Here is a 16900-nt window from a genome sequence, read left to right on the forward strand (position 1 = left end):
CGGCGCCGGAGCGGCTTGTTGATGACGTCTATTGCTGGTCGTCCGTATCGCCCTTCGGCCGTGCGCCGGCAAAAATCCTGGCGCCTTCCGGCGTCAGATACGGCTTCAGCGTCTCCCACGGCACGAAGATGACGTACTGGCCTTCGGCGTAGGGGCCGACGGCATAGGGCGGGTAGTGGAAGGTCAGGCCGGAGCTCTTTCCGGCTTCGGTCGATGGCGCCAGCGTCACGGCGCCGATCTTGAGCAGGGTCGGCTTCAGCTCCTTGTACCATTCGGCGGTGGCCGTCTCGCCGGCGCCGCGTCGCTTCTTCTCGGCGTTCAACGCCGAGACGATGGCCTTGCGCATCGCCGTCAGGGTCGGGCCGTTGTCAGCGGTCTCGGTGAAGAAGGGGCGGATGCTGATGCGCTTCTTCGCGCTCGCGTCCCACAGGATGGTGTTGACGTCGGTGTTCGGGTGCGCGCCGAGCGTGTCCATGTAGTCGTCGCGCAGCACGCTGACATAGCGGCCGGCATCGACGACGGAGCGCACGGAATATTTGCGCTCGAACGAATAGCCGCCGCGGTCCTTGAAGAGGTCAGGCTCATCCTTGCGTGCGGCCGAGGCCTCGGCCGCGTTCTTGTCGATCCACTTTTTGCCCTCGGCGAGGCAATCGGCCGCCAGCGCGCTATCTGCCTTGATCTTGTCGTCGAGATAGACGTTCGCCTCGATGCTCGTGGTCTTGACCGTAGCGTCGGGCTTGGGATCGGCAGCGCGCGCCGGAAGGCAGAGGCAAGCCAGCAGGCCGGCAAGACAAAGCGAGTAAACAGGCGTCACGAGCCGCGCCGCACGCATTGAGAACTCCCTTCGGAGGACAGGCAATCGCGTAATAGCGCTGCTAGGGTTCTGGAGCCACCAATTCGGCATCGTCATGGCCGGGCTTGGCCCGGCCATCCACGTCTTTCTTCAGTTACCACCAAAGACGTGGAAGCCCGGGACAAGCCCGGGCATGACGAGTCTTGTGGACGGGGACGCGGCAGCGTTACTCCGCGGCCGCGCTGTGGCCGAGCCGGGCGTTGAGCTTGTGGATCAGCTCCTCGGCGGCATCCGAGATTACCGTGCCCGGCGGGAAGATCGCCTCGGCGCCGGCCGCATAGAGCGCATCGTAATCCTGCGGCGGCACTACGCCGCCGATGATGATCATGATGTCCTCGCGGCCGTGCTTCTTCAGCGCGGCCTTCAATTCCGGCACCGCGGTGAGATGCGCCGCGGCGAGCGAGGAGACGCCGAGAATGTGGACGTCGTTCTCGACCGCCTGGCGGGCGGCTTCGTCAGCGGTTGCGAACAGCGGCCCGATATCGACGTCGAAGCCGACATCGGCGAAGGCTGATGCGATCACCTTCTGGCCGCGGTCATGGCCGTCCTGGCCGATTTTTGCCACCAGGATGCGGGGACGCCGCCCTTCGGCCTCCTCGAAAGCGTCGATCAGCGCCTGCACTTTTGCGACCTTGTTGGACATCGCCGCTGCCTCTCGCTTGTAGACGCCGGTGATGGACTTGATCTCGGCGCGGTGACGCCCGAACACCTTTTCCATCGCGTCCGAAATCTCGCCGACGGTGGCTTTGGCGCGCGCCGCGTCGATCGCGAGCGCCAGCAGATTGCCGTTGCCTTCACCGGCCGAACGGGTGAGCGCGGCGAGCGCCGCGTCGACGTCCGTCTGGTTGCGCTCCTTCTTGAGCCGGCCGAGCTTGTCGATCTGCAAGCGGCGTACAGTGGAGTTCTCCACCTTCAGCACGTCGATCGGCTTCTCGTTCTCCGGCTTGAACTTGTTGACGCCGATAACAGCCTGGCGGCCGGCATCGATCCGGGCCTGGGTCTTGGCGGAGGCTTCCTCGATCCGCAGTTTTGGCACGCCGGCCTCGATCGCCTTGGCCATGCCGCCGAGTTCCTCGACCTCCTGGATGTGGCCCCAGGCCTTCTGCGCGAGATCGCGGGTCAGCCGCTCGACATAATAGGAGCCGCCCCAGGGATCGATGATGCGGTTGGTGCCGCTCTCCTGCTGCAGGAACAGCTGGGTGTTGCGGGCGATGCGCGCCGAGAAGTCGGTCGGCAGCGCCAAGGCCTCGTCGAGCGCATTGGTGTGTAGCGACTGGGTGTGGCCTTGCGTCGCCGCCATCGCCTCGATCGTGGTGCGCATCACATTGTTGAAGACGTCCTGCGCGGTCAGCGACCAGCCGGAGGTCTGGCAATGCGTGCGCAAGCTGAGCGAGCGCGGGTCCTTCGGGTTGAACTGCTTGAGCAGCTTGGCCCACAACAGCCGGGCCGCGCGCATCTTGGCGACTTCCATGAAGAAGTTCATCCCGATCGCCCAGAAGAACGACAGCCGCGGCGCGAAGCGGTCGACGTCGAGGCCGGCGGCAAGCCCGGCGCGCAGATATTCGACGCCGTCGGCCAGCGTATAGGCGAGCTCGAGGTCCTGCGTCGCGCCGGCCTCCTGCATGTGATAGCCGGAGATCGAGATCGAATTGTATTTCGGCATCCGCTGCGAGGTGTAGGCGAAGATGTCGGAGATAATCCGCATCGAGGGCGCGGGCGGATAGATATAGGTGTTGCGCACCATGAACTCTTTCAGAATGTCGTTCTGAATGGTGCCCGACAGTTTTTCCGGCGGCACGCCCTGTTCCTCTGCGGCGGCAACGAACAGCGCGAGGATCGGCAGCACCGCGCCGTTCATGGTCATCGACACGCTCATCTGGTCGAGCGGGATGCCGGCGAACAGCGTACGCATGTCGTAGATGGAATCGATCGCAACCCCGGCCATGCCGACGTCGCCGGACACGCGCGGATGATCTGAGTCATAGCCGCGGTGGGTGGCGAGATCGAACGCGACCGAGAGGCCCTTCTGTCCAGCCGCGAGGTTGCGGCGGTAGAACGCGTTGGAATCCTCCGCCGTGGAGAAGCCGGCATATTGCCGGATGGTCCAGGGCTGGTTGACATACATGGTCGGGTAGGGGCCGCGCAGATAGGGCGCGATACCCGGCCAGGTCTCGAGGAAGTCGATGCCTTCGAGATCGGCCTCGCTGTAGGCGGATTTCACCGGAATGCCTTCGGGCGTCAGCCACGGCTCGGCGCGTGCTGCCGGCGCTGCGGCGGCAACGGGCTGGAAGGCGATATCGGCGAAATTGGGAATGCGGGTCATTCCTTGGCTTCCTTAATCATGGTCCGGATGCTGATGGCTGACGATGGTCGCCATCTTGTCCGGTCCGTAATTCTGCATCGTGGTCTGGCTGGGCAGATTGGCGATGCCGACCACCCAGCCGTGCCGGGACTCGGTTCCGAATTGCTGCGTCGGGATCACCCGGTCGGGCCGGTCGAAGGTGCCGGTCATGATCTCGATGCGGGGACCGTCGATCCGGCGGAAGCTGAGCGGCGTGCCGCAGGCGGCGCAGAAGTCGCGCTCGGCGATCGAGGAGGATTTGAACGCGGCCGGCTTGCCGCGGGTCCAGCTGAAGTTCTCGCGCTCGATATCGGCGAAGGAAGCGAACGGCGCGCCGGAGGCCTTCTGGCACATCCGGCAGTGACAGATGCTGATCTTGGCCGGGACGCCCGTGACCGCGAAGCGGACGGCGCCGCACTGGCAGCCGCCGGTCAGAACGTGGGTCGATGGTGCTTCTGCTGTCATGCCTGCTCCATCCGCCGATAGGCCTCGCGCAACGTCGCCAGCGCATCACCGCCGGCGAACACGAACTCACTGACGCCGGCCGCCCGCAGCGCCGCTTCCTGGTCGCCGGGCCGCCCTGCCAGATAGATAAGCCTTGCTCCGGCGCCGTGAAGGGCCTTGGCTGCGTCAGCGGCGCTTGCGGCATAGACCTTGTCCGAGGAACAAATGCACGCCATCGCGGCGCCCGAGGCCGTGAAGGCCGCGGCAAGCGCCGCCGCGTCGGCAAAGCCTTCGCTGTCGATCGCCTCGATCCCGCCGGTCTCGAAGAAGCTTTTTGCAAAAGTCGCGCGGGCGGTGAAGTCCGCGGCCGTGCCGAGATTGGCGAGGAAGATATTCGGCCGCGCGCCATGCGCCTTCAGCGCGGCGTCCGACTTGTCGCGCAGCGCCTCGAACGGTTCGGCGAGCCGCATCGGCGCGAACGCATCGAACCTGATCTTGGCATCGACCTTGGCAGCCAGCGATACCGGCTTCACGTCCAACACCGCGATGTCGGCCTCGTGCAGGTTGGGGAATTCGCTGGCGCCGGTCAGCACGTCGCGGCGCTTCGCCACATTGGCTTCGCGCTGGGCCCGCGTCGCGGCGACTTTCTTTTGCAGCAGCCCCTGCTGGAGTGCAGGGAAGATGCCGCCGGCCTTTTCGATCTCCTGGAACAGCGTCCATGCCGCTTCGCAAAGTTGCGCGGTCAGCGTCTCGATGCTGCCCGAACCCGCCGCGGGGTCGGAGACTTTTGCAAGGTTGGATTCCTCGAGCAGCACGAGCTGCGTGTTGCGCGCCACGCGCCGGGCGAAATCATCCGGCAGGCCGAGTGCCAGGGTATGCGGCAGCACGGTGATCGCGTTGGCGCCGCCGAGGCCGGCCGCAAACGTCGCCATGGTAGCGCGCAGCAGGTTCACATTGGGGTCGCGCTGGGTCAGCATCCGCCAGGCGGTCTGCGCGTTGACGAAGATCGGCTTCGGCGCGAGGCCACAGGCCTCTTCGATCCCCGCCCAAAGGCGTCGCAGCGCGCGGAATTTCGCCATGGTCAGGAACTGATCGGCGTCGGCGCTGAGCCGGAACGAGACGCCTGCGCGCGCCGCATCGAGGTCGATCCCGGCGGCTTCCAGCATGCGCAGATAGGCGAGGCCCAGCGCCAGCGTGAAGGCGAGTTCCTGCACTTCGGACCCGCCGGCATCATGCACCGGCCGGCCGTCGGCCAGCACGAACGGCCCCTTGAAGCCGCGCTTGATCAGCCCGTTGACCACCTGGCCGAACGACTTCTCGTAGTTGGGCCAGGCGATGGCCGCAGCCCCGCGCACGGCGGCCGTGCTGAGCGCCTGGTAATTGAAATGCAGATCGAGCTTGGCCGGATCGAGCTTGCGGGCCTCGACCATGTCGGCAAAGGTCTCGCCAGCGTTCTCGCGGCCGAGCACCGGGTTGAGCGCGATCATGATGCCGGCATCGAGATGGATGCCGCCGCAGGCCCGCGCCAGCGTCTTCTTGCTGGCATCGGCAAGACCGAAGCCGCGCGTGCCGGGACCGCCGGCAAACTCGAATTCCAGGCCGGTCGCCCCGTTCTCAAGATCCTCCAGCGCCTGCGCATTGGCCTCTGCGGCATCGGGATGGTCGACCCGTTGCAGGATCTGCCAGGGGGCCGCCGCGGCGCGGCCCGGAAGCGGGCCTAAGTTGGTGGCGCGGCGGTAGATCGGATCGATCTTGAGGCCATCATAGGTCTTGCCGACCAGCTTCTCGAACGGGGCGCCCTTCAGCACGCCGTCGACCAGCTTGCGCCAATCGTCGTAGGTCGCCGATGCAAAATCCGAAGCCAGAGGCAAATCGTCAGTCGAGGTCGTCATCCGCCCAGAATATCCTTCACCGGCCCCGCGAGGGGGTCCCTTGATTTGGCCGGAAATTGCCACGGGCGGGCGGCCAAGCCAAACGGTTGTTTGCGGTGGTTTGGCTTTAATCGAGGTCCGCTAGACGGAAAATACCGTCGGCGGAGACCTCGGCCAGCGCGTCCGCGACGCGGCGCCCGGCGATGATGCGGTCCGGAACGATCTCGGCCAGCGGCACCAGCACGAAGGCGCGCTCGAACAGGCGCGGGTGCGGCAGCGTCAGTTCCGGCTTGTTCAGCGTGACGTCGTCATAGGCGATCAGGTCGAGGTCGAGGGTGCGCGGGCCCCAGCGCTGCTCGTTCTTTCGGTCGCGGCCGAACTTGGTTTCGATCTTGTGCAGCGTGAACAGCAGCGCATGCGGATCGAGGCTGGTCTCGATCTCGATGCAGGCATTGATGAAGCTGTCCTGCTGCTGATCGCCCCAGGGCGGCGTCGAATAATCCGACGAGCGCGCCAACAGCGCGGCCTGCGTCATGCCGCAGATATTGGCGATCGCCTTGCGAAACGTCGCGCGGACGTCGCCGACATTGCCGCCGAGTGCGATCAGGACATCAGCCATCGGGGATCACCCATGGGGCGGTGAATGCGGCGGCGGATGGCGCGAGCGGGTCAGCACCACGCCGACATCGTCGAAGATCGCGGCGATCGGCGCATGCGGCTTGTGCACGGTGACCTTCACCGCCCTGACGCGCGGGAAGGTGGCCAGGATGTCGTCGGCCACCGCGCCGGCGGCGCGCTCGAGCAGCTTGTAATTGGTGTTCTTGAATGCCGAGGTCGCGGTCGCCACCACGTTGGAATAGGAGACCGTGTCGGAGAGGCGGTCGGTGCGCGAGGATTCCGAGAGGTCGGTGTAGAGCTCGAGATCGATCACGAAGCGCTGTCCGACCTCGGTCTCATGTTCCAACACACCATGGCGGGCATGGATGACGATCCCGGTGATGAAGATCGTGTCGGTCATTGCTGTCCCTTGATTGCTGCGGCCACCCGCAGCGCCTGAACGGTTTCCGCGACGTCATGCGCGCGGATGATGCGCGCGCCATTCTGCACGGCGATCAGGTGCGCGGCGATCGAGCCGCCGATCCGCTGTTGCGGCTCCGAGGGCACGACCGTGCTGATGAAGCGCTTGCGCGAGGCGCCGACCAGCACCGGCAGGCCGAAGCAGTCGAGCTCGGCAAGCCGCGCCAACGCCATCATGCTCTGCTCCGGCGTCTTGCCGAAACCGATGCCGGGATCGAGCACGATCCGGTCGTCGGCAATGCCGGCACGCGCGGCAATCTCGAGCGAGCGTTCGAAGAAGGCGGTGATATCGCGCATGATGTCGATCGCCGGATCGGCCTGCTCGCGATTGTGCATGATGATCACGGGCACGCCGCGGGCGGCGACCAGCGGCGCCATGCCGGCATCGCGCTGCAGGCCCCAGACGTCGTTGGCGATCGCAGCGCCCTGGTCGAGCGCCCAGGCCACGACCTCCGATTTCATGCTGTCGATCGAGACCGGCACGCCGAGCGCGATCACCCCGGCCAGCACCGGCTTCAGCCGCGCCATTTCGGCATCGGCGGAGACCGGTTGCGAACCATAGGGACGGGTGGATTCCGCGCCGATGTCGATGATGTCGGCGCCCTCGGTGACCAGCCTGCGGGCCTGCGCCAGCGCCTGCTCGGGTGCGACGAACTGTCCGCCGTCGGAGAATGAATCCGGCGTCACGTTCAGGATGCCCATCACGGCCGGATAGGGCATCGACAACAGCGCCGGCAGCACCGCTGATGCGGCTGTGCCGGCCCCCGCCGATGCTATGGGCTTGGTCGCCATGCGGTGGCTTTGCGCTGACCGCAGCGGCAAGTCAAGATGTCGCAGGGATGCGTGGCGCGCGCGGCCGCGGGATGCCTTTAAGAAAGGCTAATAGGTGATTTTGGGAGGCAGCTTGCGTGCCTGCTCGATCAGCAACTCGACCGATTTCTCCGACGGCATCACGCGGACGAGCTTCCGTCGCACATTGGCGTCCTTCATGCTCTGCGCCAGCCGCGACGGGTTGCGGTGGGCGAGCTCGCGCACCGTGGTGACGCCGGCTGCTCGGACCAGCCCGACCTTCGCCTTGCCCATGCCGGGAATCCGCATGTAGTCGGAGATGTTGGCCCACTCGAGCAGTTGCTGTTCGCTGATCCCGGTCTTGGCGGACAGCTCCTTGCGTCCCTTGACGGTGCGGGCGGCTTCAAGCAGCGCTTCGGTCGTGCGGATACCCTGCGATTTCAGTTTGTTGGCGCAATAGGCGGACAGGCCATCGATCTCGGAGAGGGGGTATGTCATGATACTCGTATGCAGGTAGAAGGGAGCGCACGCGCAAAAGGCGTTGGGAAAATGCTTCAGGCGAACTGGCTGAGGCCCGGCGTCCCCGAGATGATCTCGCCCATTTGATCCGCTCCGATTTTGTCGCGGCCAAACCTAAAAAGTTCACGCGCGACGTTCTGTATCTCACTCATGCTCAATCCGAGCGCCATCAGCCGGGTGCCGACGGCCATCAGCCCGCCACCCATCAACCGCGATAGACCACCGCTGTTGTTAGCGGTGGCAATTGCCGCTTCGGCGCCGGGGATTTGGTCGATCAGAGCCTGGACCTTGTCGGAAGGTCCCTCGTTACGGAGGAAACCCAGAACGATGCCGATGGTTTTTTCAGCGACAGCACCATCGATGCCGGCCTTCGCGGCCAGCCGTCCAACCAATTCGTCCATATTGCCCCGCCTCAACCGGCTTTAGCCGGATCGTTCTTGAGGATTTATCTTGAGCGCCTGTGTCACGAAATTCAAGCGATCCGCGCATTTCAGTTCGTTTTCTTTTTCGATCGCGCCGTGACTGTTGCCTCGCTGCAAGAGTGAGCGGCGGATTCACACTATCTTGTCGCAATGCGCAATGCCTTTCGTCACTTGGCCGGGAATAAAGTATGAGGAACTGGTGAAGCGACGATGTACGTCGGTACGCGTCGATGGTTTCAATCGACCTGCAAGATGCAATATGATGGCATAGGTTCGACACATCGAACCGGGTTCGACATCGAACCAATCTAATCTGCGCGAAGAGGCGAAGCGATGGCGACCTCCGACAACACATTGGCCGATACGGACGAGAAGATTTTTATCGGCAAGGGCGAGGAGACCGCGTGGCTGACGCTGGCGCTGGCCAACCGGCATGGCCTTGTCACCGGCGCAACCGGAACCGGCAAGACCGTCTCGCTGCAAGTCATGGCCGAAGGATTTGCGCGCGCCGGCGTTCCGGTTTTCGCAGCCGACATCAAGGGCGATCTCTCCGGTATCTCCGAAGCCGGCGAGGCCAAGGACTTCATCGTCAAACGCGCCAAGGACATGGGGCTGACGTTCCAGCCGGATCAGTTCTCGACCGTGTTCTGGGACGTGTTCGGCGAGCAGGGCCATCCGGTGCGCGCCACCGTCACCGAGATGGGACCGCTGTTGCTGTCGCGGATGCTCGACCTGAACGATGTGCAGGAGGGCGTGCTCAATGTCGCCTTCCGCGTCGCCGACGAGAACGGCCTCACGCTGATCGACATGAAGGATCTGCGTGCGCTTCTGGATGCGATCGCGCCCGACGGCAGCAAGAAGGCTGCCGACGACGAGGAAGATCCGCTGGCGCCGATCCGCAAGGCGGCCCAGAGCTACGGCAATGTCTCCAAGGCGACGGTCGGAACGATCCAGCGTCAGCTCCTGGTGCTCGAGAACCAGGGCGGCGCGAAGTTCTTCGGCGAGCCGGCGCTGACGCTGAAGGATTTCATGCGCACCGACCGCGACGGCCGCGGCATGGTTAACATCCTCGTCGCCGACAAGCTGATGCAGAGCCCGCGGCTTTACGCCACGTTCCTGCTCTGGATGCTCTCGGAATTGTTCGAGGAATTGCCGGAGGCGGGCGACCTGCCGAAGCCGAAGCTGGTGTTCTTCTTCGACGAGGCGCATCTGTTGTTCACCGACGCGCCGAAGGCGCTGATGGACAAGATCGAGCAGGTGGTGCGTCTGATCCGTTCCAAGGGCGTCGGTGTCTATTTCGTCACGCAGAATCCGATTGACGTGCCGGAGAAGGTGCTGGCGCAGCTCGGCAACCGTGTGCAGCACGCGCTGCGCGCCTTCACGCCGCGCGACCAGAAGGCGGTCGCCGCGGCCGCCCAGACCTTTCGCCCCAATCCGAAGCTCGACACCGCGCGGGTGATCATGGAGCTCGCCAAGGGCGAGGCGCTGGTGTCGTTCCTCGAAGGCGGCGGCACGCCGTCGATGGTCGAGCGCATCATGGTGCGGCCGCCGTCGGCACGGATCGGGCCGATCACGCCGGAGGAGCGCAAGGCGATCATGGATGCGAGCCCGGTGAAGGGCAAATACGACACCGCTGTTGACGCCGAATCCGCCTACGAGATCATCCAGAAGCGGCTTGCCGGGACGGCGGCTGCGCCGGCGGATGGTGGCGATGGCGGCGGAGGGGGCGGCATCCTCGGCCAGATCGGCTCGATCGCGGCCACGATCTTCGGCACCAATGTCAAGCGCGGCCGGCTCTCGACCGGACAGGTGATCGCGCGCAACGTCACGCGCTCGGTGACCGACAAGGTGATCGGCGGCGTGGTCGCCGATCTCGGCAAGTCGGTCGGCGGTTCGGTCGGCGGGTCGATCGGCCGCGCCCTGGTGCGCGGTGCGCTCGGCGGAATTCTGCGCCGATAGCGTCGCGGCGCTCCGCGTGGGGCGGGCGAGCGGCTTTGCCTTAGGCGGCCGGCGCGCTACAAGTTGGCGCAACGTCCAACCAATAGGATATCCGCGATGTCCAATGCCAAGCTGCAGCCCGTCCTCGACCGCATCGACGCCGATTTCGACAACAGTCTGGAGCGGCTGTTCACGCTCCTGCGGATCAAATCGATCTCGGCCGATCCGGCCTTCGCCAATGACTGCAAGGCGGCCGCCGATCATCTCGCCAAGGATATCGCAACCCTCGGCTTCAAGACCGAGGTGCGGCCGACGGCGGGCCATCCGGCCGTGGTCGGCAAGCTGAACGGCTCGACCGACGGCCGTCCGCATGTGCTGTTCTACGGCCATTACGACGTGCAGCCGGTCGATCCCCTGAATCTCTGGCACCGTCCGCCGTTCGAGCCTGTGGTGACCGACCATGCCGACGGGCGCAAGATCATTGTTGCGCGCGGTGCCGAGGACGACAAGGGACAACTGATGACCTTTGTCGAGGCATGCCGCGCCTGGAAGAACGTGACGGGATCGCTGCCGGTCGACATCACCATCGTCATCGAGGGCGAGGAGGAAATCGGCTCGAAGAATTTCGTGCCGTTCCTGGAGGCGAACAAGGATGACCTCAAGGCCGACTTCGCACTGGTCTGCGACACCGGCATGTGGGACCCCAACACGCCGGCGATCACCACCTCGCTGCGCGGCCTGGTCTATGACGAGGTCAAGATCAAGGCCGCCAATCGCGACCTGCATTCCGGCGTGTTCGGCGGCGGCGCGCAGAACCCGATCCGCGTGCTGACGCGGATCCTCGGCGGCCTGCATGACGAGAACGGCCACATCACCATTCCCGGCTTCTATGACGGCGTGAAGGATCTGCCGCCGGACATTCTGGCGCAGTGGAAGCAGCTCAATTTGACGCCGGACAGTTTCCTCAAGCCGATCGGCCTCGCGCTGCCGGCCGGCGAAAAGGACCGGCTCCTGATCGAGCAGGTCTCCTCGCGCCCGACCTGCGACATCAACGGCATCATCGGCGGCTACACCGGCGAGGGCTCGAAGACGGTGATCCCGGCCGAGGCGTCGGCGAAAGTCTCGTTCCGCCTGGTCGAGGGACAGAATCCCGAGAAGATCCGCCAGGCGTTCCGCGATTACGTGAAGGCGCGCGTGCCGGCGGACTGCAAGGCCGAGTTCACCGATCATTCCTCAGCGCCGGCGATCGCGCTCGACTGGAACATGAAGCCGCTCGCGGCCGCCCGCCGCGCGCTGACCGATGAATGGGGCAAGGAGGCGCTGCTGGTCGGCTCCGGCGCCTCGATCCCGATCGTCGCCGACTTCAAGCGCACGCTCGGCCTCGACAGCGTGCTGGTCGGCTTCGGGCTCGACGACGACAACATCCATTCGCCGAACGAGAAGTACGACCTCAAGAGCTACCACAAGGGCATCCGCTCCTGGGCGCGGATTCTGGCGGCGTTCGCCGACGCCAAATAGCGCGAGGCGCCCCGCACGTAAAAACGCCGCCCGGAATTGGGCGGCGTTTTGATTCCGAACGTGCAGAGGGTGTTGGCGAACAGTTTACCCGAAGATTGTGAAATTTCAATCGCGGTAGCCGGGGTTCACCCGGTCGAGCTTGCGCAGCAGCGGCGGCCAGACGAGCTGGGTCGAACGCAGTTCGGCGCGGTCCGGGTTGGACAAGAGCTCGGTGTTCTTGTCGATCGCCTCCGCCTCGACCGGATAGGCGATCGGGCCAAGTGCGCGGGTCGCCACTTGCATCGAGCAGGCACGCTCCAAATGGTACATCCGCTCGAAGGCGGAGGCGACCGAGCGGCCGACCGTCAGCGTGCCGTGATTGCGCAGCAGCATGTGGTTCTTGCCGCCGAGATCGCGCTGCAGGCGCGGGCGCTCGTCGTGATCGAGCGCGATGCCTTCATAGTCGTGATAGGCGAGGTCGTGGGTGACGAGCTGCGCGGTCTGGTTCAGCGGCAGCAGTCCCTCCGGGCTCGACGACACCGCGGTGCCGTCGACGGTGTGCAGATGGAGCACGCAGCCGGCGTCCTCGCGCACCTCGTGGATCGCCGAATGGATGGTGAAGCCGGCCGGGTTGATGCTGTAGTCGCTCTGCGAGAGCTGGTTGCCGTCGAGGTCGACCTTGACCAGGCTGGAGGCGGTGATCTCGTCGAACATCAGACCGTAGGGGTTGATCAGGAAGTGATGCTCGGGTCCGGGCACGCGGGCCGAAATGTGGGTATCGACCAGATCGTCCCAGCCGTAGAGCGCGACCAGCCGGTAGCAGGCGGCGAGATTGATCCGCTGTTGCCACTCCGCGTCCGTCATGCCGGACGGAATTTCCTTCAAGCGTGCTTCGGCCGGCGACATGTGGGGTCTCCCGTGAATACTGCTTCTCTGGGAAGGATAGCCCCGTGTGCTTTCCCCAGCAAGGCACGGGCGGGGTGGCAGTCATGCGTCGGCAGCGTTTTGCGCGGAATGTGCGAGATTGTTGACGAAGTTCGCCAGCATGTTCGCGCCGATCACCGTAGCGATCTCGACGATCTCGGCGTTGCCGAATCCCGCGTCGCGGACGGCCGCGAACTCCACGGCATCGACACCGCCGCGCGCAGCAATCACGGCCTTGGTGAACCGCAAGACCGCGGCCGCAGCCCGGTCCCGCGAGCCGAATGCTGTTGCCGCATCGAGCTCCTGATCGCTGACGTCGGCGCAACGCGCAAGGTGGCGGTGGTTGACAAGGCAGGAGTTGCAACCGTTTGTGTTGGCGACCGCAATGGCGATCCGTTCGCGCAAGGCTGCCGGCAGCACTCCGCCCTTCAAGGCGGCGCGCAGTGCGAGGTAGCCGTGCAGGGCCGCCCGCGAATGCGAGAGCACGCGCATCAGGTCAGGCAGGAAACCCAACTCCCGCTCGATCACCGCAATGGATATTGCGCTGTCGCCCGTCAGTCTCTCGATAGCGAGGGGCTTCAGATCAGACATTGTGCTGCTCCCGCGCAACGGGGCCGTCTGGTCGACGGCCCCCGGATCATCGTCAGCTGGCCGGCGGCTTGCAGGCCGAGCAGCCCTCGACAATGAAGGACCGGAAGTTCGAGGCTTTGTCGCGGATCGCCGCGAGCTCCGCTTGCTCAGGCGCATCGTGCCAAGCCTGCGCCTTCGCCAGGCTGTCGAAGAGATAGATCGTAATACGATGCGGCAGCGGAGTTCCGGCGACGGCTTCGGCCTTCCCGCCGCGCGCTAGGAAGCGGCCGCCGAATTTGTCGATCAGTTCGCCCTGCCGCTTGGCGTAAGTGGCAAAGCCCGCCTGATCGGTCACGTCGACCTCGTTGACGACATAGGCGGGCGCAGAAGCCGTGCCTTGTGCGTGCAGGCCGGACAACGCGAGGAAGCCGAGGCTCACGGCCGCGGAAGTGACGCACGCGAATTTCGAAGTCGGTGTCATGGCGGTCTCCGTCGAGAGGGGCGAGCATGTTGGTGCTCAACGGCCGTCACCTTGGTGCCACAGGGCTATAATCAGAATGGCGAAATATCGCATAGGGGTATAATAATATCTGATGGTTGGGAAACTCACGGATTGGGAACAGCGTATCGGCCGCCGGCTTCGGCTGCGCGACCTGCATGTGCTGGCGTCGGTCACCAAGCTTGGCAGCATGGCGAAGGCGGCTGCGGAGCTTCGGCTCACCCAGCCGGCGATCTCGCAGGCCATCGCGGATCTCGAAGCCGCGCTCGGTGTCCGCTTGCTCGACCGTTCACCGCGCGGTGTGTCGCCGACCGCCTATGGCGAGGCGCTGCTCCGGCGCGGCACCGAGGCGTTCGACGCGCTGGCGCAGGGCATCAAGGATATCGAGTTTCTGTCCGATCCCGGCAAGGGCGAGGTATGGGTCGGAACGTCGGAATCCTATATCTCCGGCGGGCTTCTTTCGGCCGTCATTGCCGGACTCGCCGAGCAGTATCCGCGCATTGTCATTCACGTCCTCGAGGCGAATACGGCTGCGATGGAATTTCGCGAGTTGCGCGAGCGCAAGGTCGACATGATGCTTGGTCGTATCTCCGGCCCGGTGCGCGACGACGATCTGAAGGTCGACGTTCTCTATGACGAGCCAATCGTGGTTGCCGCCGGCACGAACCATCGTCTCGCCCGGCGCAGGCAGCTCACCCTCGGGGATCTGACCGATGAATCCTGGATTCTTGCGCCGCCGGGTACGGCGGTGCGCGACCTCGTGAGCGGCGCGTTCAGCGCGCAGGGACTTCCGGTGCCGCGATTGGGCGTCACGACCTATTCGATGCAGTTGCGCATGCAGCTGATGGCGACCGGTCAGTATCTTACACCGGTGCCGGCTTCATTGCTGCAGTTCAATGCCGAACGCTGGTCACTAACGGGCTTGCCGGTGTCGCTCGGAAAGCCCTTGCCGGTCGCCATTGTCACGCTGAAGCGCCGGTTGCTTCATCCGGCGGCGCAGCTGCTGATCGAGCAGGCGCGGAAGGCGACGGCTTCGGCTTCGAAGGCCGGCACGACAAAACGTGCCACGCGAGGCTAGAGCTCGGTTCTGATTGAATCAGAACCGAGCTCTAGCTTTTTGTTTTGACGCGTTCTCTTCACGCGAACCGGTGTCCACTTCGCTCGAAAACGCTCTAGGCGGTCCTGGTTATCGTGCGCTACGGCGCCGGGATCGCCAGCAGGCTCGAGATGCTGCGGCCGCGGATGTCGTAGACGCGGGCGAACACGACATCGTCGCGCTTGATCTCGACCATCACAGGGGCGGTGAGGCCCTTGCAGTAGAATTCGCCGAGCGTCATGGCGAAGTCGGCGGCATTGCTGTCCCAGCCGATCGTGAAGTCGGGCCCGAGCGCGACCTGCGCGGGGCGTTGCGGTCCGCACACCGCGACCTTCCACTTGCGATGCTGCGGCGGCACTTCCTGCCGCTCCGCCAGCTGCTCACGCAGTCCGTCGGACGCCTGCTTCAGCGCCAGGCCCCAATAGTCCAGCATGAAGAAGTTGTCGGCGGTCCGCACCGTGCCGGCGATGTGGTTGAAGTGCGTGTACTGATAGGGATGCAGGCGGATCATTTCGCTGAGCGGCAGCAGCAGGCCGAACGCGAACACGGCGAGCGCCGCAGGCTGCCAGGCGCGGCGGTTCTCGCCGAGCCAGTCCATGCCGCGGGCGAATGCGACGCCGGCGAGCACCGCCATCGGCGGGATCACGAAGATGAAATGGCGGATGCCGTTGTAGAGCGCCGGCCGCTTCACCATCGCGATCACCAGCGGCAGCGTCGCCGCCAGCGTCAGCATCAGCATGATCGACTTGCGCTTCGCCGGCACATCATTGCGCGACAGCGACATGAAGGTCATGACAACGCCTGCGGTCAGCAGCACCAGCAGCACTTCGGGCAGCTGCAGCGCGAACAGGGTGGGCAGATAGGACCACGGCATGTCCGGCACCGACACCAGCGCGCCGTCGAACATCTCCTTCCACGGCTTCTCGAAGAAGTGCGAGAAATAGGTCACCGCTTCGAACGGATGCCCGGGCTCCATGATCGACCACGGCCAGATCAGGCCCATCACGAGATAGCCGAACACAAGCCCCGGCAGCAGCACATAGATGACATGGGCAAAGCGATGGGTCGCCTCGCGCGCGCCCTGCTTGCGGAGTTCCTCGATCCACAGCGGAGCGAAGCCGACGACGGCGTAGATCAATGCGAGGCCGCCGAGGACGCGGCAGCCGATCGACAGGCCGGCCCCTAAGCCCACGATCAGGATCGTACGTGGCGAGGGCGCCGGATATTCTTCCATCAGGCGGACGAGGCCCATGATCAGGATCACCATCGCTACGGCGAACGGCGCATCCTTCGGATTCATGAACATGTGGCCGTAGAAGGTCGGGCACAGCGCCAGCAGCAAGAGCGCCGCCAGTCCCGCCAGCGGACCGCCGACGCGGCGCGCCAGGCGCCAGGTTACGGCGAGGCCGATCACGCCGACGATCGCGCCGAGCAGGCGGCGCGTCTCGAACAGTTCGAGCGGGATGATCTTGTGCAGCAGCGCCGCAGCCATGTCGAAGCCGCCGCCGTACATATAGAGGTTGGCAAACGACAGCGCGCCGGTGTCCTTGAACCCGGACCCGTACATGCGCAGCAGCAGGTCGGCGTATTCAGCGTGGGTGTAGTCGTCCCAGCCCAGGCCGTAATCGCGGAATGTGAGACCGGCGACCACGGCGACCACGCCGAGGACGAGGAATGCGAGATCGTCGCAGGTCTTCTCCATCGAGCGCCGCGCAGGCGCCTCGAATGCAGACGTCGTAATCGATGACATAGCTAGTGGTACCGGCGTGCCTGTGGCCCTGTTTGGCGCTTTAGGGCCTCATTCCCCGGCATCCATAGCGCAGTTCCGTTTCCAAGTAATTGGTAAATGTGGCGTAATTTCCCAGATGCATTGCAATATATTGGCAGCAATTCGTCGTCAGTAAATTTACGGGAGCCGTGCTGCGGCGCAGTCGTCGTGAGCGCGATCTGCCGCGCGCAGCGCCGGTTAAGCGGGATTTTAGGGAACTTCTGTCTACAATTGGCGGTTGGCGGTGTGGGCACTATGACGGTATCGTGGCGTCGGTGGCTCGCGCCGATTT

16 protein-coding genes are annotated in these 16900 nt (G+C 64.8%); 3 read left to right on the forward strand and 13 right to left on the reverse strand.

Annotated features, from left to right (window positions below):
• Positions 1-28 precede the first annotated feature (28 nt).
• The 9 genes from HAP48_RS31180 to HAP48_RS31220 all read right to left on the reverse strand — a co-directional run bounded on the left by HAP48_RS31180 (position 29) and on the right by HAP48_RS31220 (position 8295).
• Positions 29-832 (reverse strand): RsiV family protein, encoded by an 804-nt coding sequence (locus HAP48_RS31180; RefSeq protein WP_166203750.1) that lies wholly within the window; start codon positions 830-832, stop codon positions 29-31.
• A gap of 187 nt (positions 833-1019) precedes the next feature.
• Entirely contained in the window at positions 1020-3176 is a 2157-nt protein-coding gene (gene scpA, locus HAP48_RS31185) for a methylmalonyl-CoA mutase (RefSeq protein ID WP_166203751.1), read from the reverse strand.
• Between the two features lie 12 nt (positions 3177-3188).
• Positions 3189-3659, reverse strand: a complete 471-nt coding sequence (locus HAP48_RS31190; protein ID WP_166203752.1) for a GFA family protein — start codon at positions 3657-3659, stop codon at positions 3189-3191.
• Complete coding sequence (locus tag HAP48_RS31195; RefSeq protein WP_166203753.1) at positions 3656-5530, reverse strand: methylmalonyl-CoA mutase subunit beta; 1875 nt, start codon at positions 5528-5530, stop codon at positions 3656-3658. Before HAP48_RS31195 ends, HAP48_RS31190 begins: the two co-directional genes overlap by 4 nt.
• 106 nt (positions 5531-5636) lie before the next feature.
• Positions 5637-6128 carry a 2-amino-4-hydroxy-6-hydroxymethyldihydropteridine diphosphokinase gene (folK, locus tag HAP48_RS31200; protein ID WP_029082076.1) on the reverse strand — a complete coding sequence of 164 codons (492 nt, stop codon included), beginning with the start codon at positions 6126-6128 and terminating at the stop codon, positions 5637-5639.
• A 6-nt stretch (positions 6129-6134) separates the two neighbouring features.
• Positions 6135-6527: a dihydroneopterin aldolase gene (gene folB, locus HAP48_RS31205; protein ID WP_166203754.1), complete on the reverse strand. Its 393-nt coding sequence runs from the start codon at positions 6525-6527 to the stop codon at positions 6135-6137.
• Positions 6524-7378 carry a dihydropteroate synthase gene (gene folP / locus HAP48_RS31210; RefSeq protein ID WP_166203755.1) on the reverse strand — a complete coding sequence of 285 codons (855 nt, stop codon included), beginning with the start codon at positions 7376-7378 and terminating at the stop codon, positions 6524-6526. The genes folB and folP overlap by 4 nt, the downstream gene beginning before the upstream one ends.
• A gap of 87 nt (positions 7379-7465) precedes the next feature.
• Complete coding sequence (locus HAP48_RS31215; RefSeq protein WP_166203756.1) at positions 7466-7873, reverse strand: DUF4332 domain-containing protein; 408 nt, start codon at positions 7871-7873, stop codon at positions 7466-7468.
• Between the two features lie 56 nt (positions 7874-7929).
• Positions 7930-8295: a hypothetical protein gene (locus HAP48_RS31220; protein WP_029082072.1), complete on the reverse strand. Its 366-nt coding sequence runs from the start codon at positions 8293-8295 to the stop codon at positions 7930-7932.
• Between the two features lie 354 nt (positions 8296-8649).
• Between HAP48_RS31220 and HAP48_RS31225 the strand changes: the two genes are divergently transcribed.
• Entirely contained in the window at positions 8650-10275 is a 1626-nt protein-coding gene (locus HAP48_RS31225) for a helicase HerA-like domain-containing protein (RefSeq protein ID WP_166203757.1), read from the forward strand.
• 96 nt (positions 10276-10371) lie between these two features.
• The gene (locus tag HAP48_RS31230) at positions 10372-11772 is read left to right on the forward strand and encodes a M20/M25/M40 family metallo-hydrolase (protein WP_166203758.1); all 1401 of its coding nucleotides are present in this window, start codon (positions 10372-10374) and stop codon (positions 11770-11772) included.
• A 105-nt stretch (positions 11773-11877) separates the two neighbouring features.
• On the opposite strand, the gene HAP48_RS31235 is transcribed toward HAP48_RS31230, so the two are convergent.
• From HAP48_RS31235 to HAP48_RS31245, 3 genes are all read right to left on the reverse strand, one after another.
• Positions 11878-12657, reverse strand: coding sequence for a class II aldolase/adducin family protein (locus HAP48_RS31235; RefSeq protein WP_166203759.1), 780 nt, complete (start codon positions 12655-12657; stop codon positions 11878-11880).
• Between the two features lie 81 nt (positions 12658-12738).
• On the reverse strand, positions 12739-13266 hold the full coding sequence (locus tag HAP48_RS31240) for a carboxymuconolactone decarboxylase family protein (RefSeq protein ID WP_176399243.1): 528 nt from the start codon (positions 13264-13266) through the stop codon (positions 12739-12741).
• A 52-nt stretch (positions 13267-13318) separates the two neighbouring features.
• Entirely contained in the window at positions 13319-13726 is a 408-nt protein-coding gene (locus HAP48_RS31245; protein ID WP_166203761.1) for a DUF1330 domain-containing protein, read from the reverse strand.
• Between the two features lie 112 nt (positions 13727-13838).
• Between HAP48_RS31245 and HAP48_RS31250 the strand changes: the two genes are divergently transcribed.
• Complete coding sequence (locus HAP48_RS31250) at positions 13839-14822, forward strand: LysR family transcriptional regulator (RefSeq protein WP_166203762.1); 984 nt, start codon at positions 13839-13841, stop codon at positions 14820-14822.
• A 118-nt stretch (positions 14823-14940) separates the two neighbouring features.
• Here the strand turns inward: HAP48_RS31250 and HAP48_RS31255 are convergent, their stop codons facing one another.
• Entirely contained in the window at positions 14941-16590 is a 1650-nt protein-coding gene (locus HAP48_RS31255) for a glycosyltransferase family 39 protein (RefSeq protein ID WP_166203763.1), read from the reverse strand.
• Positions 16591-16900 lie beyond the last annotated feature (310 nt).

This window comes from Bradyrhizobium septentrionale (assembly GCF_011516645.4).
GTDB lineage: Bacteria > Pseudomonadota > Alphaproteobacteria > Rhizobiales > Xanthobacteraceae > Bradyrhizobium > Bradyrhizobium septentrionale.

Bases quoted from the DNA above. Each gene is read 5' to 3' on its own strand.
- folP (WP_166203755.1), bottom strand. From the start codon at position 7,378: ATGGCGACCAAGCCCATAGCATCGGCGGGGGCCGGCACAGCCGCATCA.
- folK (WP_029082076.1), bottom strand. From the start codon at position 6,128: ATGGCTGATGTCCTGATCGCACTCGGCGGCAATGTCGGCGACGTCCGC.
- HAP48_RS31195 (WP_166203753.1), bottom strand. From the start codon at position 5,530: ATGACGACCTCGACTGACGATTTGCCTCTGGCTTCGGATTTTGCATCG.
- HAP48_RS31245 (WP_166203761.1), bottom strand. From the start codon at position 13,726: ATGACACCGACTTCGAAATTCGCGTGCGTCACTTCCGCGGCCGTGAGC.
- folB (WP_166203754.1), bottom strand. From the start codon at position 6,527: ATGACCGACACGATCTTCATCACCGGGATCGTCATCCATGCCCGCCAT.
- HAP48_RS31230 (WP_166203758.1), top strand. From the start codon at position 10,372: ATGTCCAATGCCAAGCTGCAGCCCGTCCTCGACCGCATCGACGCCGAT.
- HAP48_RS31255 (WP_166203763.1), bottom strand. From the start codon at position 16,590: ATGTCATCGATTACGACGTCTGCATTCGAGGCGCCTGCGCGGCGCTCG.
- HAP48_RS31240 (WP_176399243.1), bottom strand. From the start codon at position 13,266: ATGTCTGATCTGAAGCCCCTCGCTATCGAGAGACTGACGGGCGACAGC.
- HAP48_RS31190 (WP_166203752.1), bottom strand. From the start codon at position 3,659: ATGACAGCAGAAGCACCATCGACCCACGTTCTGACCGGCGGCTGCCAG.
- scpA (WP_166203751.1), bottom strand. From the start codon at position 3,176: ATGACCCGCATTCCCAATTTCGCCGATATCGCCTTCCAGCCCGTTGCC.
- HAP48_RS31220 (WP_029082072.1), bottom strand. From the start codon at position 8,295: ATGGACGAATTGGTTGGACGGCTGGCCGCGAAGGCCGGCATCGATGGT.
- HAP48_RS31225 (WP_166203757.1), top strand. From the start codon at position 8,650: ATGGCGACCTCCGACAACACATTGGCCGATACGGACGAGAAGATTTTT.
- HAP48_RS31180 (WP_166203750.1), bottom strand. From the start codon at position 832: ATGCGTGCGGCGCGGCTCGTGACGCCTGTTTACTCGCTTTGTCTTGCC.
- HAP48_RS31250 (WP_166203762.1), top strand. From the start codon at position 13,839: ATGGTTGGGAAACTCACGGATTGGGAACAGCGTATCGGCCGCCGGCTT.
- HAP48_RS31215 (WP_166203756.1), bottom strand. From the start codon at position 7,873: ATGACATACCCCCTCTCCGAGATCGATGGCCTGTCCGCCTATTGCGCC.
- HAP48_RS31235 (WP_166203759.1), bottom strand. From the start codon at position 12,657: ATGTCGCCGGCCGAAGCACGCTTGAAGGAAATTCCGTCCGGCATGACG.